Source organism: Leeuwenhoekiella sp. MAR_2009_132 (assembly GCF_000687915.1).
GTDB lineage: Bacteria > Bacteroidota > Bacteroidia > Flavobacteriales > Flavobacteriaceae > Leeuwenhoekiella.
The window spans coordinates 249,774-267,635 of the sequence record NZ_JHZY01000004.1 but is presented as its reverse complement, the minus strand read 5'-3'; the positions used below and the strand labels follow the sequence as shown (position 1 = coordinate 267,635).

Below are 17,862 nucleotides of genomic sequence, written 5' to 3'. Positions count from 1 at the left end.
TCGAAAAGTTCAAAGCGTTAAGAATATGAAAATCAACAAAGAAGCCTGTGTAGAAAGTGTAGAACAAGCAGTACAAGCACAACGTCAGGGCGCAACCCGTATCGAGCTCGTGTCTCATTATGAAGTAGGAGGATTGACACCATCAAAAACCCTAATAACGGAAGTGCAACAGGCAGTAAGCATACCCATACGGGTAATGATACGTCCGCGAGCAGGAGGATTTAATTATACTCAAGAAGAACTTGATGTCATGCTATCCAGCATTGATGAGTGTAAAGAATTGCAAGTAGAAGGCGTGGTATTTGGGGTTTTAAAAGCAGATAATACACTAGATACTGCAGCAATAAAGACCCTTACAAAACGCGCGTACCCTTTAAAAGTGGTTATCCACAAAGCGATAGACGAGACTCCGGATATATTTAAAGCGCTGCAAAAACTTTTAAAAATTAAGGGAATCACTACCATACTTACTTCGGGAGGAAAACCCAATGCTACTGAAGGTGCAACTATTTTAAAAGAACTTATACGCATTGCAGGTAGCCAAATTGAGATTATGGCGCAAGGTGAGATTACGTCTATGAATTTTGAAGAACTTCATCATATTATTTCAGCAAATGCGTACCACGGGAAATATCTTGTAGGGGAGATATGAGCAATTTAGGCGAATACAGAATTCTTAAATTTCATAAGCTTTTAAGAGTGACTAAATAATTTAAATAAGTGATTATTCAATTTAATTTTTCTGCCATTATTCATTTTCATTCTAAGTAAGCCTTAAGTTTGTAGTTGTAAGACTCATTTAATGCCCCTACAAAATAAAGACGCTACAGATGCATTGCTATTTTCTCAATTCAAAAAAGGAAATGAGCGTGCCTTTACGCACTATTTTGACTTGTATTACGCGGCGCTTGTTGGTTTTAGTAAACAATTTGTTTATGATGAAGATCAAGCACGGGGAGTAGCTCAGGAAGCTTTTGTAAATCTTTGGGTAAATAGAAATCTGGTTGATAAACCTGCGGGAATTAAATCTTTTTTATATACCTCGGCAAAATCTAAATGTCTCAATCTTTTAAAGCACGAAAAAGTGGTGCGTAAATATCAAGACAAAACCCTGGCCGATAAAGAACGCAATCTTAATTTAGAAGTGTTGCATGCACTCGATTTTGATAGTTTTAGCCTATTAGAATTAGAGGAAACAATCGCTCATTTAATTGCAGAATTGCCAGAGCAAACGCAGTTAATATTTAAAATGAAACGAATTGAGAATAAAAAAAATTTAGAAATAGCTGAGGAGCTTTCCATTTCTGTAAAAACGGTAGAAGCTCATATGACACGGGCATTAGCCTACTTAAGAGAATCCCTCATCGACTACCTTCCGGCCTTTTTAATTGCTCTGATTTTAAAGTAATCTTAAAAAATTCACAATTTAACATAGGGTTTGTTGATACTGAGTTGTACCTAATATAAAGCAACTCTAAAAATCAATGAATTCATCAATTCTTTATAAATACTTTAATAATGAAGCTTCAGAAGAAGAAGTGGCTTTATTGTTTGATTGGATAGCAAAAGATCCTCTCAATAAAAAGGAGTTTATCAGATTAAAAACGGCCTGGACATTATCAGAATCCAGTACGATTGCACCTGCACGTTTAAAACACGATAGGGCACAACTTAAACTTTCTAAAAAAATATTTAAACCCTGGCGTTATGCTGGAATTCTTATAGTTCTGGTAGGAGTGGGCCTTGCCTGGTTTGCCACTCAACAAAATAAAGCCAAAATAGAGGAGTCTATTGTGCTTGAGATTAATCAAGAAGAGAATCATAATCTTACAAATGTTACGCATAATATTATTACCACTTTAGAAGGTACGGTCGTTGCAGAAGTTGCTAAAGATGAAATTCATTTTCTGGAGCAAAAAGATACGCTTAAGGTGACCAGCCAATTAATTAAAGTACCCTTCGGTAAAACCTATAAGATTATACTCTCAGAAGGTTCGGTGGTGTATTTAAATGCGGGTAGTTCACTTCAATTCCCAAGTTCATTTACCGGCAAAACCCGTGAAGTGAGACTTACGGGTGAAGGATTTTTTGATATAGCTAAAAATGAAAATCAGCCATTTATAGTACACGCAGCAAGGCTTAATGTTCGCGTTTTAGGAACTCGTTTTAATGTACAGGCTTATGCCGAAATGAATAGCGTTGAAACAGCACTAGAAGAGGGGCGTGTACAAGTAGGACTTGAAAACGGCTCAAATTTAGAATTAACCTTAATTCCCGGTGAAGTGGCTACTTATATAAAGAGTTCTAAAAGCCTAATTAAGGCTAATAAAAATATTGAAGCTATTACTGCCTGGACTCGTGGCGAACTTCTTTTAAATAATACGCCCAGTACCGAAATATTTAGAAAGTTAGAAAGACATTTTAATGTTAAGATTCTAAATGATTACGAGGCACTCAATAGACAAACCTTTAGTGGTGCCGTAAAATTAGAGCGTAGTATTGAAGAAATTTTACAATTACTAAAGCTAGACACTCCATTTGATTTTACAATTAAAAATAACCAAATCACCATTACTCAACCTTCTCCAAAAAACTAAGCCTTTGCGTATGAATTCATTATTACACACCTTTAAAACAAGTCGTGTTTTAAAAATAATTTTTGCTTTTATAATTCTTATAACCACTCAAAATGTATTTTCTCAGCAAAAGTCTATTACCCTTGATTTAGAAAATACCACTTTAAACCAGGTGGTTAATAGCATCGAAAAACAAACTCCCTATCGTTTTGTTTACAATGCCGGAAAGGTAGATTTACAACAACGCATACAAACTAAAACCATAACGGGCACAATAAAAACACTGCTTAATGCAGTTTTTAATACTCTTCCCTATAGCTATCGCATTCAGGGAGAACAAATCATTATTCTGGCTACTGAAGTAGAAACAACCCAGCAAACCCAAACGCGAGTTATTAAGGGTAAAATTACGGGTCCTGATGGGTACGGACTTCCGGGTGCTACGATTAGAATTCTGAATACTGGTAAAGGTGCGATGACCAATCTTGACGGCGAATTTCTCTATAAACTTACCGGAACTCTTATTGAAGAAACCCAACTTGAGATAAAATATTTGGGTTACGAGTCTCAAATTATTTTGGTAGGTGACCAAAGTACGTTTGCAATTCAACTTACTGAGGCTCAAAACGAGTTAGACCAAGTGATTATTACTTCTTCTTACGGAACAAAAAAATTAAAGGAAGAGGTAGTAGGAAGTATTGTTACGCTAACAAATGATGAAATACCCACACAGCAAGCTACCGAAAGCGTTGATAAAATGCTTGAAGGACAACTAGCCGGTGTTTTGGTTGAAAATACATCTGGAGTAGGTGGCCCGGTGAAAATTAATATACGTGGTCAAGGTTCATTAACACCTTTAGGTAATGCTATTTTAGGAACATCTACCCAGCCTCTAATTATTATAGATGGTGTTATAATGACTGAAGAAACAGGTATTGATAATGCCTTTTTTGATGGTTCAGGAACTTCTGCAGAGACCTTTAATAATCCTTTGGCACAAATAGCTCCAGATGATATTGAAAGTATAAATGTTTTAAAAGATGCAGCCGCTGTGGGTGTTTATGGTGCAGATGGTGCAAATGGGGTTATTATAATAACCACAAAAAAAGGTAAGCGTGGTAAGACTAAATTTAATTTTTCGTCTCAATTAGGTATCTCTGAAGCGATTAATCAAATCAAGTATCTAAGTGGTGATCAATACACGCAATTACGCAATGAATACCTCAAAAATACAGGAGGTAATCTCTTACCACAAACAACTATAAACACAAATTGGTTTGATTTACTTAATCAAACAGGTGTTTACAAAAAGTACAATTTAAGCGCCTCAGGTGCTTCAGAACGCTTCAACTATAGAGCCAGTGTAACCTATTTAGATATAGATGAACCACAAGTGGGTAATGGTGCTAAACAAGTTAACGGAAATGTAAGTCTTGGCTATACTGCACCTAAATTTAATATAGGAATCTCGCTTACACCTAGCTATATAAAAAAGACAGAGCCTAACGCATATTACAACTACGCTTTCATCCCTACAATAGCGCCGTATAATGAGGATGGCTCTTTTGCAGACATAGGGGTTACCACTCTGGCAAACCCCTTTGCTGCAATAGCGCAAAACAGAAATGAATCTAATTCCTACGGCATCTTAGGAAGCTTAAATGTAGGATATCAACTTACTCCCGGTTTAAAGGTTTCTTCTCTTTTTGGTCTGGATTACAAAGACAAAACGCAGGATCGCTATTTTTCTGGGGCAAATGAAAGCGGACAAGGTAACGGAACTTTTAGTTTAGATGGCGTTAGTTATCCCAAATGGGGACGCAGACTTATAAACGATAGAAATTCTACGCGCTGGAACTGGCAAACACAAGCCTTTTACGAAAAGCAATTAGGTGTTCACCATTTTGATATTTTGGGCGGTTTAGAATTAAGTGAAGAAAAAACCGATTTGGCTTACGATTCGGGTACCGGTTTTATCAATCCGGGTGTGATTAATGCCGTTAGCGATGCCATACAAGATGATGATCCTGCTACCGAAGTTGATGAGCGTCTTTCAAATCAGGTATATCGCGTTGATGTTAACAACAACTCGAGAGTATCTTTTTACTCGCAGTTTAATTACAATTATAAGGGTAAATATTTTCTCCTGGCAAACTTTAGAAGAGATGAAAGTTCTGTTTTTGGGACTGATAGTAACATAGCGTATAATGGCGGTGCAGGTTTGAGCTGGATTGTTTCTAAAGAAAATTTTCTAAATTCTGTAGATTGGCTAGACTTCTTAAAATTAAAAGCTAGTTACGGAAGTACAGGAAACTCTCGTATAGGTTCGTACAGATCTTTGGGTCTTTATACCCGCAGAATTAATGGAGGCTATAACTTTCTTAGCGAAGCTGTTCCCAGTGCAGCACCCAACCCTAAGTTGAAATGGGAAAAGAATAATAAGTTCAATGCAGGTCTAGATCTCAATCTATTTAACAGGTTACAACTTACTGCAGAATATTATTATGATGATTTACAAGATTTAATCACCTCTCGGGATATCCCAACCGAAAATGGGTTTAGCTTCCTGCAGCTTAATGCAGCACAGATGTACAATAAAGGTTTTGAATTTAGTGTACGTATGAAGTGGTTTACCGCAGAAAAATTTAAATGGAGCACTTCTTTTAATCTGGCAACGCTAGATAATAAAGTGACCGATTTAGTAGGTCTTGGTAGCGATTACTCGATTGCTTCAAATGCTTTGGCTCAAAAAATAGGCTACAGTACTTCTACCATTTGGGGAATTAACTGGGTAGGTATCGATCCTGCTACAGGACGGGATTTGGTCTCAAAAAACGGACAAGTTTATGACTTAGCCACCTATCGCTCTTTATTTAATGAAGATGACTGGGAGCCTATAGGCAATAGACAACCCGATGTTTATGGCGGTTTTAGCAACACTTTTCAAATAGGGACAGGGTTTACACTGGCAGTTAGAGGTTCTTATCAAATTGGAGGTAAAGAGCTTATATCAGATATATTGTCCTCACAGTATAATGTAACTACAAATCGTAATCTTTCTGTAAATGCTTTTGATTACTGGCGTGGTCCCGGTGATACTTCAGCTTTACAGCCGGTAGTAACCAGCTCAAATCCGCTGGCATCAAATATGAGCAAGAATGTATATGATGCCACATTTGTAAAATTAAGTAACATCAATCTTTCTTATAACGTGCCTATAGATACTTCAAAACTCTTTTTAGATCAGTTATCGGTATTTGTAGATGTTTCTAATGTTGCGTATTGGTATAAAGATAACCCTGCAAATGGGCGCAATGGTATACGCGAACTCAATTTTACCTATCCTCAGGCACGTACAATTTCTTGCGGATTAAAAACCAGTTTTTAACCAGACAGTTATGAAAAATATATTTTTAAAATTTACGATAGTGTTGCTAAGTCTTAGTGTTTTAGGCTGTAGTGACTTTTTAGAACAAGAACCGGGTAGTCAGATATCTATAGACGAGCAACTGGCAACTAAAGAAGGAATACTCGAGGCGCTCGCGGGTTTATATTCTAATGTAGAAGCTACACTACGTACGAGCCCTTATACAGTTTATGCAGATTTACAAGGCGGAAATATAAAATTCTCACCCGTAGCTTCGGGAAGTAGACTAGGTCAAATCAATGTGCCGGCAAATCTGGAACAGGTTTATAGCTTTACTGATACGGCTTTAGATAGTGACCTGGATAGTTTTTACGATGCCTGTTATACAAATATAAATGCAGCTAATCTTATTATCGAAAATCTGGATACTGCCGCAAATCTTTCCGCAGAAGAGCGTGATCAGATTCACGCAGAAGCACTTGTATTTAGAGGATTAATGCATTTTATGCTGGTACAGGTCTATGCGCAGGACTTTAATTTTTCTTCGGAAGTTAAAAAAGGAATTGTTTATAAAACCGAAAGTTTACAGGAAGAATTGCAGTATGCTGCCAGAGCAACGTTAACCGAAACCTATGATGCAATTGCAACCGATTTTAATACCGCACTTAATCTTTTTACAGAGACACAGGTTCTTGCCGGTCCAGATTATTCGTATGTAAATTTATCCAATGCTAAAGCTTTGTTAGCACGTGTTTATCTATCTCAGCAAGACTGGCAAAATGCTTTTGACCTTGCAGAAGATGTGATTTTAACTTCAGGTGTGACGCTTACGCCTCAGGCAGATTATGTAGCCTCATGGGAACAGCCACTGGCACCCATTTCTGAAACCTTATTAGAACTTTCGGTACGAAGAGACACTGACGGATCACTAGGAGGATCGCTGGCGGCAACTTACGGTATAAGTTCGTCAACCTCGTACGGCGATTTTGTTGCATCACAAGATTTACTCGATTTATACGAAGCAGATGATGTACGTAAAGACATGTTTATTGAGGCCTCATTACCTACTTTAGAAGGGATACAGCAGGTAAACCGAAACTATTATTTTACTAAAAAATTTCAGGGAGAACCGTCTACTCCGGTCATACGATTGAGTGAGCTGTATCTTATTGCAGCAGAAGCGGCACAGCAACTTGGCCGTACTAGTGATGCGCTTGGGTATTTAAACGCAATTCGGGAACGATCAAACTTACCAGCCCTTACAGATGCCGCAAATCTCGAAGAATTAATTTTTCTGGAGCGCAGGCGCGAACTCGCTTTTGAAAGGCATTTACTTTTTGATCTTAAACGACAGGGTCGCTCTATAAACCGCAATGACGGGTGTATTGCACAAACCTGTACACTCAACTACCCGTCAAACTTTTTTGTACTTCCCATACCCCAAAACAATATAAATCTTAACGCAAATCTTATACAAAATGAAGGCTACTAAACTTCTATTATTACTCGTTTTAGGAATCATTTTGGCGTGTACAGATGATGATCTAAGCAATCAGGAAAATCAGGATTTTACATCCTTTGTACGATTTAATTTTCTAGTTAACAGCAACAACGAACCGTTAGAATTTCCTGAGGTAACCGGAAGACGGCTTCCGGTGTCTAGCTATACCAATACCTCATTAAAGACGGTAAAAATCCCGGTAAGTATGAGTTCGCGATCACTTGAAGGAACAATTACAGCGGCTTATGAAATCGCATCTACTTTACCTGCTACGGCGTATACAGCAATACCCGAGCAACTTAGTTTTACGGCAACACAGCCTACAGATACCATTTTTGTAACCTTCAATTACCGATGGACAGGTAATGACGAACTCGAGTTTACCTTGACTTCGGTTTCTGATGCTTCGGTTCAACTGGGAAATTTAAACACTACGAGTCCTAATACAACTTTTACATTAGCACTGGGAGACATAAACACTTCGTATCGTTTTAATACCAGTCGTATCGAGTTAGCCGGTACAGCAGGGGAGACGACCACTTTTAGAGTAGAATTTCCTGCAGGTTATATCGCTTCAGAAATTGACGATGCTTCTTTATTTCAATATTTAAATGGGTTTGATTTTGATCTGGAACGCTCAAAATTAGGTGTAGATTTTATTGAATATACCCTTACGCTAAATGAAAATCTGGCTAATGACGATGTAAACTTTCAGTCTATTGTATCGCTTGCACCGGTAACTAATTATCAAATTTTAGGTAATAGTAATTTATTGGTAATAAAGCCTATTAAGACCAATCGGGTTTTAGCAACTAATCCTGCTTCGCATTTTTACGACACCAGCAATCCGTTTTATTTAGCACGAGGCGAAAACTGGATTGATCACGATAATGATGGCCTATGTACCTGGAGATCCTGGACAGCATTTGCCGTGCCTGTAGTGGTATCTGCAGATGATCCCAATGCAATTTTAGGTTCAGATAACGGTACTCCCGAGACCGATGATGATATTTATTACGATGCCTATAAAATTGGGTTTAAATCACCTTTAGCGGGCAGAACTACAAATCCGTTTAACCTGCAACGTTTCTTTAGTAATGAATCTACCAATGCCGATAACTCGCCCGGGTTTAATATAGAGGCTGCAATCGAATTTTTTCCGGAATCGGGGACTAGCTTAACGCAAGGAACAGTTGCGGTTATTCCGCAATTTTTAGCGATTTCTAATCAAGATGATGAGCAGTTTGAACTGGCAATTTCAGGTAGCGGAACCTATAGGCAAGTGCATGAATCCTTATGGGAAATAAAGCTGGAGCTGCGTATAGCTAATGACAAATTGTATGGCGGCACCATAACTTCAGAATACTTTATTTACAGTGATAGGGGTTATGATGATCCTGTAGATCTCCCCGGAAACAGTTGTGTAAATGAAATCGAACTTTAAACTCTTACCTATGCGATTGTTATTTGGATTACTATTTTTTGCAGGTTTTTGTGTAGGTTGTAAAGAACAGGCAGCAGAAGCAGATTATGAGTCTATAGCCTACTTACGGGAAGTCTATGCATCAGGGAATCCTGAAAATTGGCCAAAACCCCATTTAGATAGTTCTTTAACAGACTTTGAGGACATTGGGCATTTGCCTGAAGTGATTCATCCTGAGGACAACCCTTTTTCTAAAGCAAAAGTAGATCTGGGTAAGAAGTTATTTTTTGATCCGCGATTGTCTGTTAGTGGACAAATAGCCTGTGCTTCATGTCACAATTCTGAATTGGCCTGGACCGATAATATCACGCGTTCCTTTGGCCACGATCGTCAAAACGGTAAACGGAATGCGATGACCATTATGAACGCAGCATTTGCCCACGAATTGTTTTGGGATGGAAGGGCAAAGAGTCTGGAAGATCAGGCGCGGTTTCCTATCGCAGATCAGGTAGAGATGAATGAAGAACTGAATATTGCTGTTGATAAGATTGCAGCAGTTGAAGGTTATAAACCGTTATTCAAAGAGGCATTTGGAGCGGAAGAAGTATCATTAAATAAAATTCAAAAAGCAATTGCAACCTTTGAGCGTACCATTGTAAGTCACACCAGTAAATTTGATCGGTTTATAGACAACAAACCTGAGGTGTTTACAGATGAAGAAGTGCTGGGTTTGCATTTGTTTAGAACCAAAGCCCGATGCATCAATTGTCACAATACAGGGTATTTTAGCGATAATCAATACCATAATGATGGGCAGGTCTTATTTGGAACTAAAGATGAAGATTTTGGGCGCTTTAATGTAACCGGAGATACTGCAGACATCGGTAAATTTAGGACACCTACCTTGCGTGAAGTAGCCCGCACCGGCCCGTGGATGCATCACGGTCATTTTCCGTCTATAAAAGATGTAATTGAATTTTATAATCTGGGAAACCCTCAGGTGGTTCAAAAACGATATTTAGGAACTCCCCGGGATTCGCTAATTCCTGAAGTCTCCCCATTACTTCAAAAATTAAATCTTACGCGTGAGGAAATGAATGCCTTAGAAGCTTTTATAGGTACATTGTCTTCTGGAGATACGCGTGTACGCGCTCCGCAATTGCCACAATAAAAGGATAAGTTTAAGCATACAAGGTATTGTCGTGTACAATCACATGTTGTTTAACCTTATCCTGAAATTCGTTTGGAGACTGATTGGTGTGTAATTTAAAAAACCGACTAAAATAGGACGGGTCTTTAAATTGTAGATTGTAAGCGATTTCTTTAATGGTATTTTCGCTGTGAATGATTTGGCGTTTCGCTTCAAGAATAACCCGATCGTGTATTAATTGAACAGCCGTTTTATCGAGTTTTTCTTTCAATATTTGGTTGAGTCGCTTGGTACTCATATCGAGCTTGTTTGCGTAAAAAGCTGCTTTACGCTCTTCAAAAAAATTGAGTTCGATGAGCATCATAAACTCATAAATGCGTTTTTCATTAATATCTTGCAGGGTAAAATGCTGTTCTTTTAACTGAATTAATTTCAGTAGAAAAACCTTGAGAAGCGCTTTAATCATAATGAGATTTACTTCATCCTGACTGTATTCTTCGTTCATCAAATTGTAAATCGCCAGAAGACCTTTCTCACTTTCATCTGTAACCTGAAGACAGGAAAACTCCCCCTGAATATTAAACATTCTAAAAACATCCAGTAAAAATTCCTTTAGGTCATCTTCAAGGAGTTCTTGCTTAAACGAAATAAGTACTCCTTTTTTACCCGCTTTATTGAGTTGGTGTACACGGTAAGGCGGAATCAAATAAATCCAATCGCCTCGTAAGGTTTGAAAATCGTGCTGTGGCTCGTGTAGCGCTTCCTCATTATTCAACCATACAATTTCAAAAAACTCACGTCTTCCGGGGTCATCTAAATAGGAAGGAGGGCAATTTGCAAGATCGCGTATGTAGATTGTTTTATCGCTTAGCATACTAGGGAGTGCGTTAGGTTAATTTTCAGCTTAATAAGATGTAAAGAGAGTCTAATTTCCATATAGTACCACAATACCAGCGCTTCTTAACAAAATTTTATGTGTGATTGGCAAATTGTACCAGACATCTGCCATATAGTAACACTGCTCTGCATATTCAACAGGTAACTTTGCTAAGCGTTATTAAAATTAAAAAATGTATGGAAACTTTAGATAGCGATTTAGCAAGTATTAGTGAGCAGGCAATGACCTCTATACTCCATGAGCATTTAGAACTTATGAAGCATTTTGATTTTGAAGAACTACGCAATTTAGTCGCTCCCATTACAAATGCAGGTTCTATCTTTTTAATAGGTATGGGGCGTAGCGGTCTTATGATGCAGGCGGCAGCAATGCGTCTGATGCATTTAGGTTTTGATGCTTATGTTGTAGGAGAGACCACCACACCAGCCATACAGGAAGGTGATTTACTTATCGCAGGCTCTGGATCTGGAACCACGGCTACAGTAATTAGAGCAGCTGAGACGGCTAAAGAAGTGGGAGCAGAAGTGGTAAGTTTTACGACCGATAAAACGTCGAAGCTAGCAGCATTGAGCAGATATGTTGTACACATACCAGCAGCGCGGAAGGAGGCGCATAACAATACAATTTCAGAACAATATGCAGGAAGCCTTTTTGAACAGGGACTCTTATTGTTTTTTGACGCACTTATACAAACCCTTTGGAAGGTAGATGGCAGCAGTGCCGAAACTTTATACAAGCGTCATTCCAATTTAGAATAACACGCAATACACTAATAAATAAATTAAAAAAAATAGTATGACTAAGTTACAAGTAGCAATAGATTTATTAAGTACTAAAGAGGCACTGGCTCTTGCAGAGAAAGTAGCACCTTATGTAGATATTATAGAATTAGGAACGCCGTTAATTAAGAGTGAAGGTGTTTCGGTAATACGAGCGATGAAAGATGCATTTCCTGACAAGCAGGTATTTGCAGATTTCAAAACTGCAGATACCGGTGAGTTAGAAGCGGGTCTTGCTTTTGACGCAGGAGCAGATTTTGTCACGATTTTAGGATCTGTAGATGATGCGACGATTAAAGGAGCTGTTAAAGCAGCAAATGAGCGTAATAAAGGAGTTGTTGTAGATACAATAGGTGTTAAAGACCGCGTAAAGCGCGCCAAGGAAGTTTCAGAATTTGGAGTGAAATTTGTTGAGCTACATGCCGGTTTAGATGAGCAGGCTCTTGATGGTTACTCGATACAGGTGCTTATTGATGAAGCTAAACGTGCCGGTGTACCGGTATCTATCGCAGGTGGTGTTAATAAAGACACGATTAAAGCTGTTAAAGAATCTGGAGCTGTTGTAGTGGTTGCCGGTGGTGCAATTTACGGCGCTGAAGATCCTGCAGCTGCAGCAAAAGAATTACACGATTTACTAAACGCTTAGTAGATTTATAAAATAAATTTAAAACCCCCTGCAAATCGACAGATTTGCAGGGGGTTTTTTGTTGTGGTGTGTTTGCTTTGACCCGGTAGGCTTATTTATAAATTAAAGGTGTAACCTAAAGAAATATAACCACTCGATTCTAAATTGGTTATTGTTGTTTGTGGAGGCTCTACATAATCTTTAGTAAAATCTAACGCTTTACTTTTGCGTTCGACATATCCAAAAATACCACCAAAGTCTAATACGAGATTGTGCTTCTCACCATAACTGAAACCAAGCCCCGTGAGCAATCTTGGGCGAAGGTCTTTTTCAATAGAAAGACCGGGACCAAAAGCTATATGAGCTCCTAATTTTCGACTTTTGTCAAGCTTAAATCCGTATCTGAAGTTAACCGATATGCCGAATTCACCTGAAATACGACCTTCATCAACTACATTATAAATTGTTGTGGAGTCATTTTTTGCATTAGCGATAACAGAATATCTATCATTCTTCAAATTAGAATAATAAAATGAAGTACCTACACTATAATAGTCTCTTGATTTGAAGATAGGGAATGAAAATTTAATTTCTTCCGTATCAAGAATTCCGGTTGTGTCTCTGGGTGATTTAGTTACCGTAATCTCTGTTTGATCACCATTAAACTGTATGGGGAACGATTTAAAGTAGTTGCGTTTGTTTAGAAAGATAATAGGAGCTATTAAGTTATAAATCTTATCTGCTGTTGTAGCATCAAGTAATTTATTTGTGCCACTAATTAATTTATCATAGTCGTTTTTTATCTTCTCAGATAACTCTTTTTCTACTTTGTTTTCAACCTTACTTAGAAATATGATGAGCTGTTTATCATTAAGTTTCTCTTTATACTCTTTAAGGTGCAAATTAATTTGAGATAGATTAAGAGCCAGGCTGTCATTTAAAATGGTAATGATTTTCTGGGAATTATAGTATAGTAAAGTATCAGAAAATGATGTTGTATACTCAGAAGCAATTTGATCTAGTCGTGCAGTATAGAGTCTCGATTTTAGGTTGTCAAAAATGGTCAAGCTCTGTTTTAATTTTGCGGCATCATTGGCAAGTACTTGCTGATTGTATTTAACTAGTGTGTCAAATTTTTCTTGAGGTATTTGTATTTCCTGTTTATTGTTTTTTACTTCAGAAGAATCTTTTTGTTCAAGTTCTTTGATTATTTGCTCTGCATTATTAAAAGAGGCAACCAGTCCTGAAAGGGCATCTAAGGGAAGACTATCAAAAGTAGGCAGATTTAGAGCTTCTGTATTATAGGTACTGTCCTTAGAGTTGATAGAGATGCGGTATCTGTTTAAGTTTATATTAGCTACATAGATTTGGTATAAATCACCTTTCTTAATTTTTTTAGGTAAACGATATGAATTCTTTTTATCGTAATCCAGAATTATTTTAAAAAGCTTGTGGCCTTCTTCATAGTCAGAGTTATCTGCATCATTGCTAATAGTGGATTGAGCTATTAAATCTTCCAAAGTCGTTTCACCACCTTTATCCTGCGCCGTTAAAAGAAAAATATTCCCTAGAAAAAAACTCGTAAGTATTAATTGCTTCATAATCGTATTATTTTGATTTTAAGTTGGTTGTTAACGTAAATTAAAGGTTTTAGATTTTTTTAACAAATCTTATATATGGGTGTTTTCCACCTTTTTTAGATCAATACAGATTTCTGTACATCCTATATTTTCTTTAATAATATATTTGAGCAATGCAGAAAGAACGCTATATTCCCAAACAATCCATTTAACCTACACTTTTAATGAATCAACAAGTACACAACAAACTCGTTTCGTTTATATGGTCTATAGCAGACGACTGCCTGCGTGATGTTTATGTGCGCGGTAAATACCGTGACGTTATCTTACCTATGGTGGTTTTGCGCCGACTCGATGCGCTGCTCGAAACCACAAAAGATGCCGTTTTGGAAGAAGTTCGGTTTCAAAAAGAGGAAATGGAGTTTGTAGAGTTTGAAGGCGGCGGTTTGCAGGATGCTTCAGGCTATGTGTTTTACAATACCAGTAAATGGACGTTGCAACGCCTGCACGATACGGCAACAAACAGCCAGCAACTGCTTCAGGCAAATTTTGAAGAATACCTGGCGGGTTTCAGTAGTAATGTAAAAGAAATTATAGACAAGTTTAATCTCAAAAGGCAAATCAGTCATATGGCCAATAAGGACGTATTGCTAGATGTGCTGGAGAAATTTACGTCACCGTATATCAATCTTACCCCAAACGAAAAACCCGATCCGGAAGGCCGAAAACTACCTGCCCTCACTAATCTTGGAATGGGTTATGTTTTTGAAGAACTCATCAGGAAATTTAATGAGGAAAACAACGAGGAAGCCGGTGAACACTTTACACCCCGGGAGGTAATTGAGTTGATGACGCATCTGGTTTTTGAGCCCGTAAAAGAGAATCTACCGCCTGTAATGACCATTTACGATCCTGCTTGTGGAAGTGGTGGGATGCTCACCGAATCTCAGAATTTTATCAAGGATGAGGAAGGTGCTATAAAAGCTTTGGGCGATGTGTACCTCTACGGGAAGGAAATCAATGACGAGACTTACGCCATTTGCAAGAGTGATATGATGATAAAGGGGAATAACCCCGAGAACATTCGCGTAGGTTCTACTTTATCTGTAGATGAGTTCGCCGGTACTACTTTTGACTATATGCTGTCTAATCCGCCGTATGGCAAATCGTGGAGCAGTGAGACTAAATACATCAAAGATGGGAAAGAAATTATAGATCCTCGTTTTAAAGTAGTGCTTAATGATTACTGGGGTAATGAGGAAGAAGCAGATGCCACACCAAGAAGCAGTGACGGGCAGTTGCTGTTTTTGATGGAAATGGTAAACAAGATGAAGCCTTTGCACAAGAGTCCCGCAGGTTCCCGCATTGCTTCAGTACATAATGGGAGCAGTCTGTTTACAGGTGATGCCGGTGGAGGTGAGAGCAACATTCGCCGCTATATTATTGAGAACGACTTGCTGGAGTGTATTGTACAAATGCCTAACAACCTGTTTTACAACACAGGAATTACGACCTACATCTGGTTATTAAGCAACAACAAAACCGCTAACCGAAAAGGAAAAGTACAGCTTATAGATGCCGGGCAATTATACCGTAAACTGCGGAAAAACCTGGGGAATAAAAACTGTGAGTTTGCACCCGAGCATATTACAGAAATTGTTGACGTGTACATGCGTATGACAGCGCAGACTGCTGAAGCATCGAATGCAGAACAGGCAGAAGCGCAGGTGTTTGATAATGCAGACTTTGGCTATTATAAAGTAAGTATAGAACGCCCACAGCGTTTAAAGACGCAAATGACACTAGATAAGATCGAAACCCTGCGTTTTGAAAAGTATCTGGAAGAACCGATGCAGTATGCGTATACCACTTATGGAGATAGGGTATACACTGATTTGGCTTCGCTCGAAAAAAATATTATTGCCTGGTGTGAAGAGAACGAATTAGATCTTACCAGCAAGAACAAAAAGAAACTGCTAAGCCCGGCTACCTGGACCAAAAATCACGAACTCGTTCAACTGGCGCAAAAACTTTACGACTCATTGGGCGAGCAAGAGTATATGGACTTTAATGCCTTTACTAAAGAAGCGGATAAAATCTTTAAAGACTTAAAACTAAAACCCAGCGCTACACAGAAAAAAGCCATTTACGGGGCGGTGAGTGCATACGATGCCCAGGCTGAAAAGGTTATTAAGAAAAAAGAAAAACTAACCGGAGACAAACTCAAAGATCTCTTAAGCCATTTAGGTTGTACCGCAGAAGAACTTGTAGACTTTGGTTATTTCCCAACCGCTAAAACAGGAGAATACCTTACCTACGAGACCGAAACCAACCTGCGTGATACCGAAAACGTACCGCTTAAAGAACCCATATACGCCTATTTTTTAAGAGAAGTAAAACCCCACGTACCCGAAGCCTGGATCAATCTGGATGCTACCAAAATAGGCTATGAGATAAGCTTTAATAAATACTTCTACAAGCATACACCCTTACGCAGTATCGAAGAAGTTACTCACGATATTTTGGAGTTAGAAAAACAAAGCGATGGTTTAATTGCTGAAATTCTAAACCTGGCCTAATGGAAATACCACAAACAAAAAACAAGCGGGCTGAGACAACAAAAGGCTATGAGCACTATAAAGACTCGGGTGTTGAATGGTTGGGGGAGATTCCCGTACATTGGAAAGTATTAAGCTTTAGATATATAATTTATGTTCTAACCGATTTTACAGCAAATGGTTCTTTTGGTGATTTAGCGAAAAATGTAGAATATTTAGATTTTAAGAATTATTCAAGGTTGATACGTTTGACTGATTTAAGGAAGGATTTGAAAAATGATGGAATATATCTAAGCGAAAAATCACATAACTTTTTGAGCAAATCGGAATTGCAAGGAGGGGAATTATTAATGGCAAATGTTGGAGCTTATGCCGGATTAGCTTGGATAATGCCTTATTTGAAAGAAAGAGCTTCTTTAGGACCAAATATGTTTTTAATTAAGTTAATAGATGATTGCTCTATTAAGTATTTTGAATTGTTAATTAATTCTTTGTCATATAAATATTATATCCAAGAAGTTGCAAAATCCTCAGCACAGCCAAAACTGAATAAAGACAATATACGCCAATTAAGGATTCTCTTTCCACCACGTAAAGAACAAACTGCTATTGCACAATTTCTATATGAAAAGACAGAGAAGATAGATGCCGCGGTAGCTTTAAAGGAGCAACAGATTAAGCTGCTTCAGGAGCGTAAACAAATACTCATACACAAAGCAGTTACCCGTGGTTTAGATGATTCGGTTGCATTTAAAGATAGCAGTGTGGAGTGGATTGGTGCCATTCCTGAGCATTGGGATATAACCGCAGTTAAATATTTATTGGAAATACCAATTACAGATGGCCCGCATACAACACCTGACTTATTAGACGAAGGCATTCCATTTATTTCAGCTGAAGCCATAAAGAATGGTGAAATTGATTTTAACAAAAAACGAGGATTTATTTCAGAAAAAGACCATCAAATATTTTCTTTAAAATATTTACCTAAGAGGAATGATATTTATATGGTCAAGTCAGGTGCTACAACTGGTAATATAGCAATGGTCAAAACTGATGAAGAGTTCAGTATTTGGTCACCCTTAGCAGTTTTCCGGTCAAATTTAAAAAGAATTATACCTAAATATTTATATAATTATTTAGAATCACCTTCATTTAAAAAAGGTGTTGAATTAAGTTGGAGCTTTGGTACACAGCAAAATATAGGTATGGGTGTTTTATCAAATCTCCCTATTTCTTATCCTCCAATTTCAGAACAGAGAGAAATCTCAGAATATATTGAAACAGCTTCTCAAAAAATTGAAACTGCCATAAGCTTAAAACAGCAGGAGATCGAGAAACTTAAAGAGTATAAAAGCAGTTTGATCAATAGTGTCGTAACGGGTAAAGTAAAGGTGTTTTAGGT

At 37.9% G+C, this 17,862-nt stretch carries 13 protein-coding genes; 11 read left to right on the top strand and 2 right to left on the bottom strand.

All coding sequences use genetic code 11. The features are described 5' to 3' along the window. The first annotated feature begins 25 nt into the window (after positions 1-25). From P164_RS09580 to P164_RS09550, 7 genes are all read left to right on the top strand, one after another. On the top strand, positions 26-652 hold the full coding sequence (locus tag P164_RS09580) for a copper homeostasis protein CutC (protein ID WP_051621324.1): 627 nt from the start codon (positions 26-28) through the stop codon (positions 650-652). A 150-nt stretch (positions 653-802) separates the two neighbouring features. Beyond that, positions 803-1,408: an RNA polymerase sigma-70 factor gene (locus tag P164_RS09575; RefSeq protein WP_028376171.1), complete on the top strand. Its 606-nt coding sequence runs from the start codon at positions 803-805 to the stop codon at positions 1,406-1,408. 76 nt (positions 1,409-1,484) lie between these two features. Further along, entirely contained in the window at positions 1,485-2,597 is a 1,113-nt protein-coding gene (locus P164_RS09570; protein WP_051621323.1) for a FecR family protein, read from the top strand. A gap of 10 nt (positions 2,598-2,607) precedes the next feature. Then, entirely contained in the window at positions 2,608-5,964 is a 3,357-nt protein-coding gene (locus P164_RS09565) for a SusC/RagA family TonB-linked outer membrane protein (protein WP_051621322.1), read from the top strand. Between the two features lie 10 nt (positions 5,965-5,974). Beyond that, on the top strand, positions 5,975-7,435 hold the full coding sequence (locus P164_RS09560) for a RagB/SusD family nutrient uptake outer membrane protein (RefSeq protein ID WP_028376169.1): 1,461 nt from the start codon (positions 5,975-5,977) through the stop codon (positions 7,433-7,435). Continuing rightward, positions 7,422-8,888 carry a hypothetical protein gene (locus P164_RS09555; RefSeq protein ID WP_028376168.1) on the top strand — a complete coding sequence of 489 codons (1,467 nt, stop codon included), beginning with the start codon at positions 7,422-7,424 and terminating at the stop codon, positions 8,886-8,888. The genes P164_RS09560 and P164_RS09555 overlap by 14 nt, the downstream gene beginning before the upstream one ends. 10 nt (positions 8,889-8,898) lie before the next feature. Next, complete coding sequence (locus tag P164_RS09550) at positions 8,899-10,038, top strand: cytochrome-c peroxidase (RefSeq protein WP_234405844.1); 1,140 nt, start codon at positions 8,899-8,901, stop codon at positions 10,036-10,038. Positions 10,039-10,048: 10 nt separating this feature from the next. On the opposite strand, the gene P164_RS09545 is transcribed toward P164_RS09550, so the two are convergent. Continuing rightward, positions 10,049-10,891 carry a helix-turn-helix domain-containing protein gene (locus tag P164_RS09545; RefSeq protein WP_028376166.1) on the bottom strand — a complete coding sequence of 281 codons (843 nt, stop codon included), beginning with the start codon at positions 10,889-10,891 and terminating at the stop codon, positions 10,049-10,051. Between the two features lie 200 nt (positions 10,892-11,091). Between P164_RS09545 and hxlB the strand changes: the two genes are divergently transcribed. Beyond that, complete coding sequence (hxlB, locus tag P164_RS09540) at positions 11,092-11,673, top strand: 6-phospho-3-hexuloisomerase (protein WP_028376165.1); 582 nt, start codon at positions 11,092-11,094, stop codon at positions 11,671-11,673. A gap of 37 nt (positions 11,674-11,710) precedes the next feature. Further along, entirely contained in the window at positions 11,711-12,340 is a 630-nt protein-coding gene (gene hxlA / locus P164_RS09535) for a 3-hexulose-6-phosphate synthase (RefSeq protein ID WP_028376164.1), read from the top strand. 95 nt (positions 12,341-12,435) lie between these two features. On the opposite strand, the gene P164_RS09530 is transcribed toward hxlA, so the two are convergent. Beyond that, a complete protein-coding gene (locus P164_RS09530) occupies positions 12,436-13,920 on the bottom strand; it encodes a hypothetical protein (RefSeq protein ID WP_028376163.1) in 1,485 nt (494 codons plus the stop codon). Between the two features lie 203 nt (positions 13,921-14,123). On the opposite strand from P164_RS09530, the gene P164_RS09525 reads away from it, so the two are divergent. After that, entirely contained in the window at positions 14,124-16,478 is a 2,355-nt protein-coding gene (locus P164_RS09525; protein ID WP_028376162.1) for a class I SAM-dependent DNA methyltransferase, read from the top strand. After that, a complete protein-coding gene (locus P164_RS09520) occupies positions 16,478-17,860 on the top strand; it encodes a restriction endonuclease subunit S (protein ID WP_051621321.1) in 1,383 nt (460 codons plus the stop codon). Before P164_RS09525 ends, P164_RS09520 begins: the two co-directional genes overlap by 1 nt. Positions 17,861-17,862 lie beyond the last annotated feature (2 nt).

What these genes read in the sequence shown, in the direction of transcription:
- P164_RS09560 (WP_028376169.1), top strand. Translation starts at nt 5,975, where the DNA reads ATGAAAAATATATTTTTAAAATTTACGATAGTGTTGCTAAGTCTTAGT.
- P164_RS09530 (WP_028376163.1), bottom strand. Translation starts at nt 13,920, where the DNA reads ATGAAGCAATTAATACTTACGAGTTTTTTTCTAGGGAATATTTTTCTT.
- P164_RS09550 (WP_234405844.1), top strand. Translation starts at nt 8,899, where the DNA reads ATGCGATTGTTATTTGGATTACTATTTTTTGCAGGTTTTTGTGTAGGT.
- hxlB (WP_028376165.1), top strand. Translation starts at nt 11,092, where the DNA reads ATGGAAACTTTAGATAGCGATTTAGCAAGTATTAGTGAGCAGGCAATG.
- P164_RS09575 (WP_028376171.1), top strand. Translation starts at nt 803, where the DNA reads ATGCCCCTACAAAATAAAGACGCTACAGATGCATTGCTATTTTCTCAA.
- P164_RS09545 (WP_028376166.1), bottom strand. Translation starts at nt 10,891, where the DNA reads ATGCTAAGCGATAAAACAATCTACATACGCGATCTTGCAAATTGCCCT.
- P164_RS09570 (WP_051621323.1), top strand. Translation starts at nt 1,485, where the DNA reads ATGAATTCATCAATTCTTTATAAATACTTTAATAATGAAGCTTCAGAA.
- hxlA (WP_028376164.1), top strand. Translation starts at nt 11,711, where the DNA reads ATGACTAAGTTACAAGTAGCAATAGATTTATTAAGTACTAAAGAGGCA.
- P164_RS09520 (WP_051621321.1), top strand. Translation starts at nt 16,478, where the DNA reads ATGGAAATACCACAAACAAAAAACAAGCGGGCTGAGACAACAAAAGGC.
- P164_RS09555 (WP_028376168.1), top strand. Translation starts at nt 7,422, where the DNA reads ATGAAGGCTACTAAACTTCTATTATTACTCGTTTTAGGAATCATTTTG.
- P164_RS09580 (WP_051621324.1), top strand. Translation starts at nt 26, where the DNA reads ATGAAAATCAACAAAGAAGCCTGTGTAGAAAGTGTAGAACAAGCAGTA.
- P164_RS09565 (WP_051621322.1), top strand. Translation starts at nt 2,608, where the DNA reads ATGAATTCATTATTACACACCTTTAAAACAAGTCGTGTTTTAAAAATA.
- P164_RS09525 (WP_028376162.1), top strand. Translation starts at nt 14,124, where the DNA reads ATGAATCAACAAGTACACAACAAACTCGTTTCGTTTATATGGTCTATA.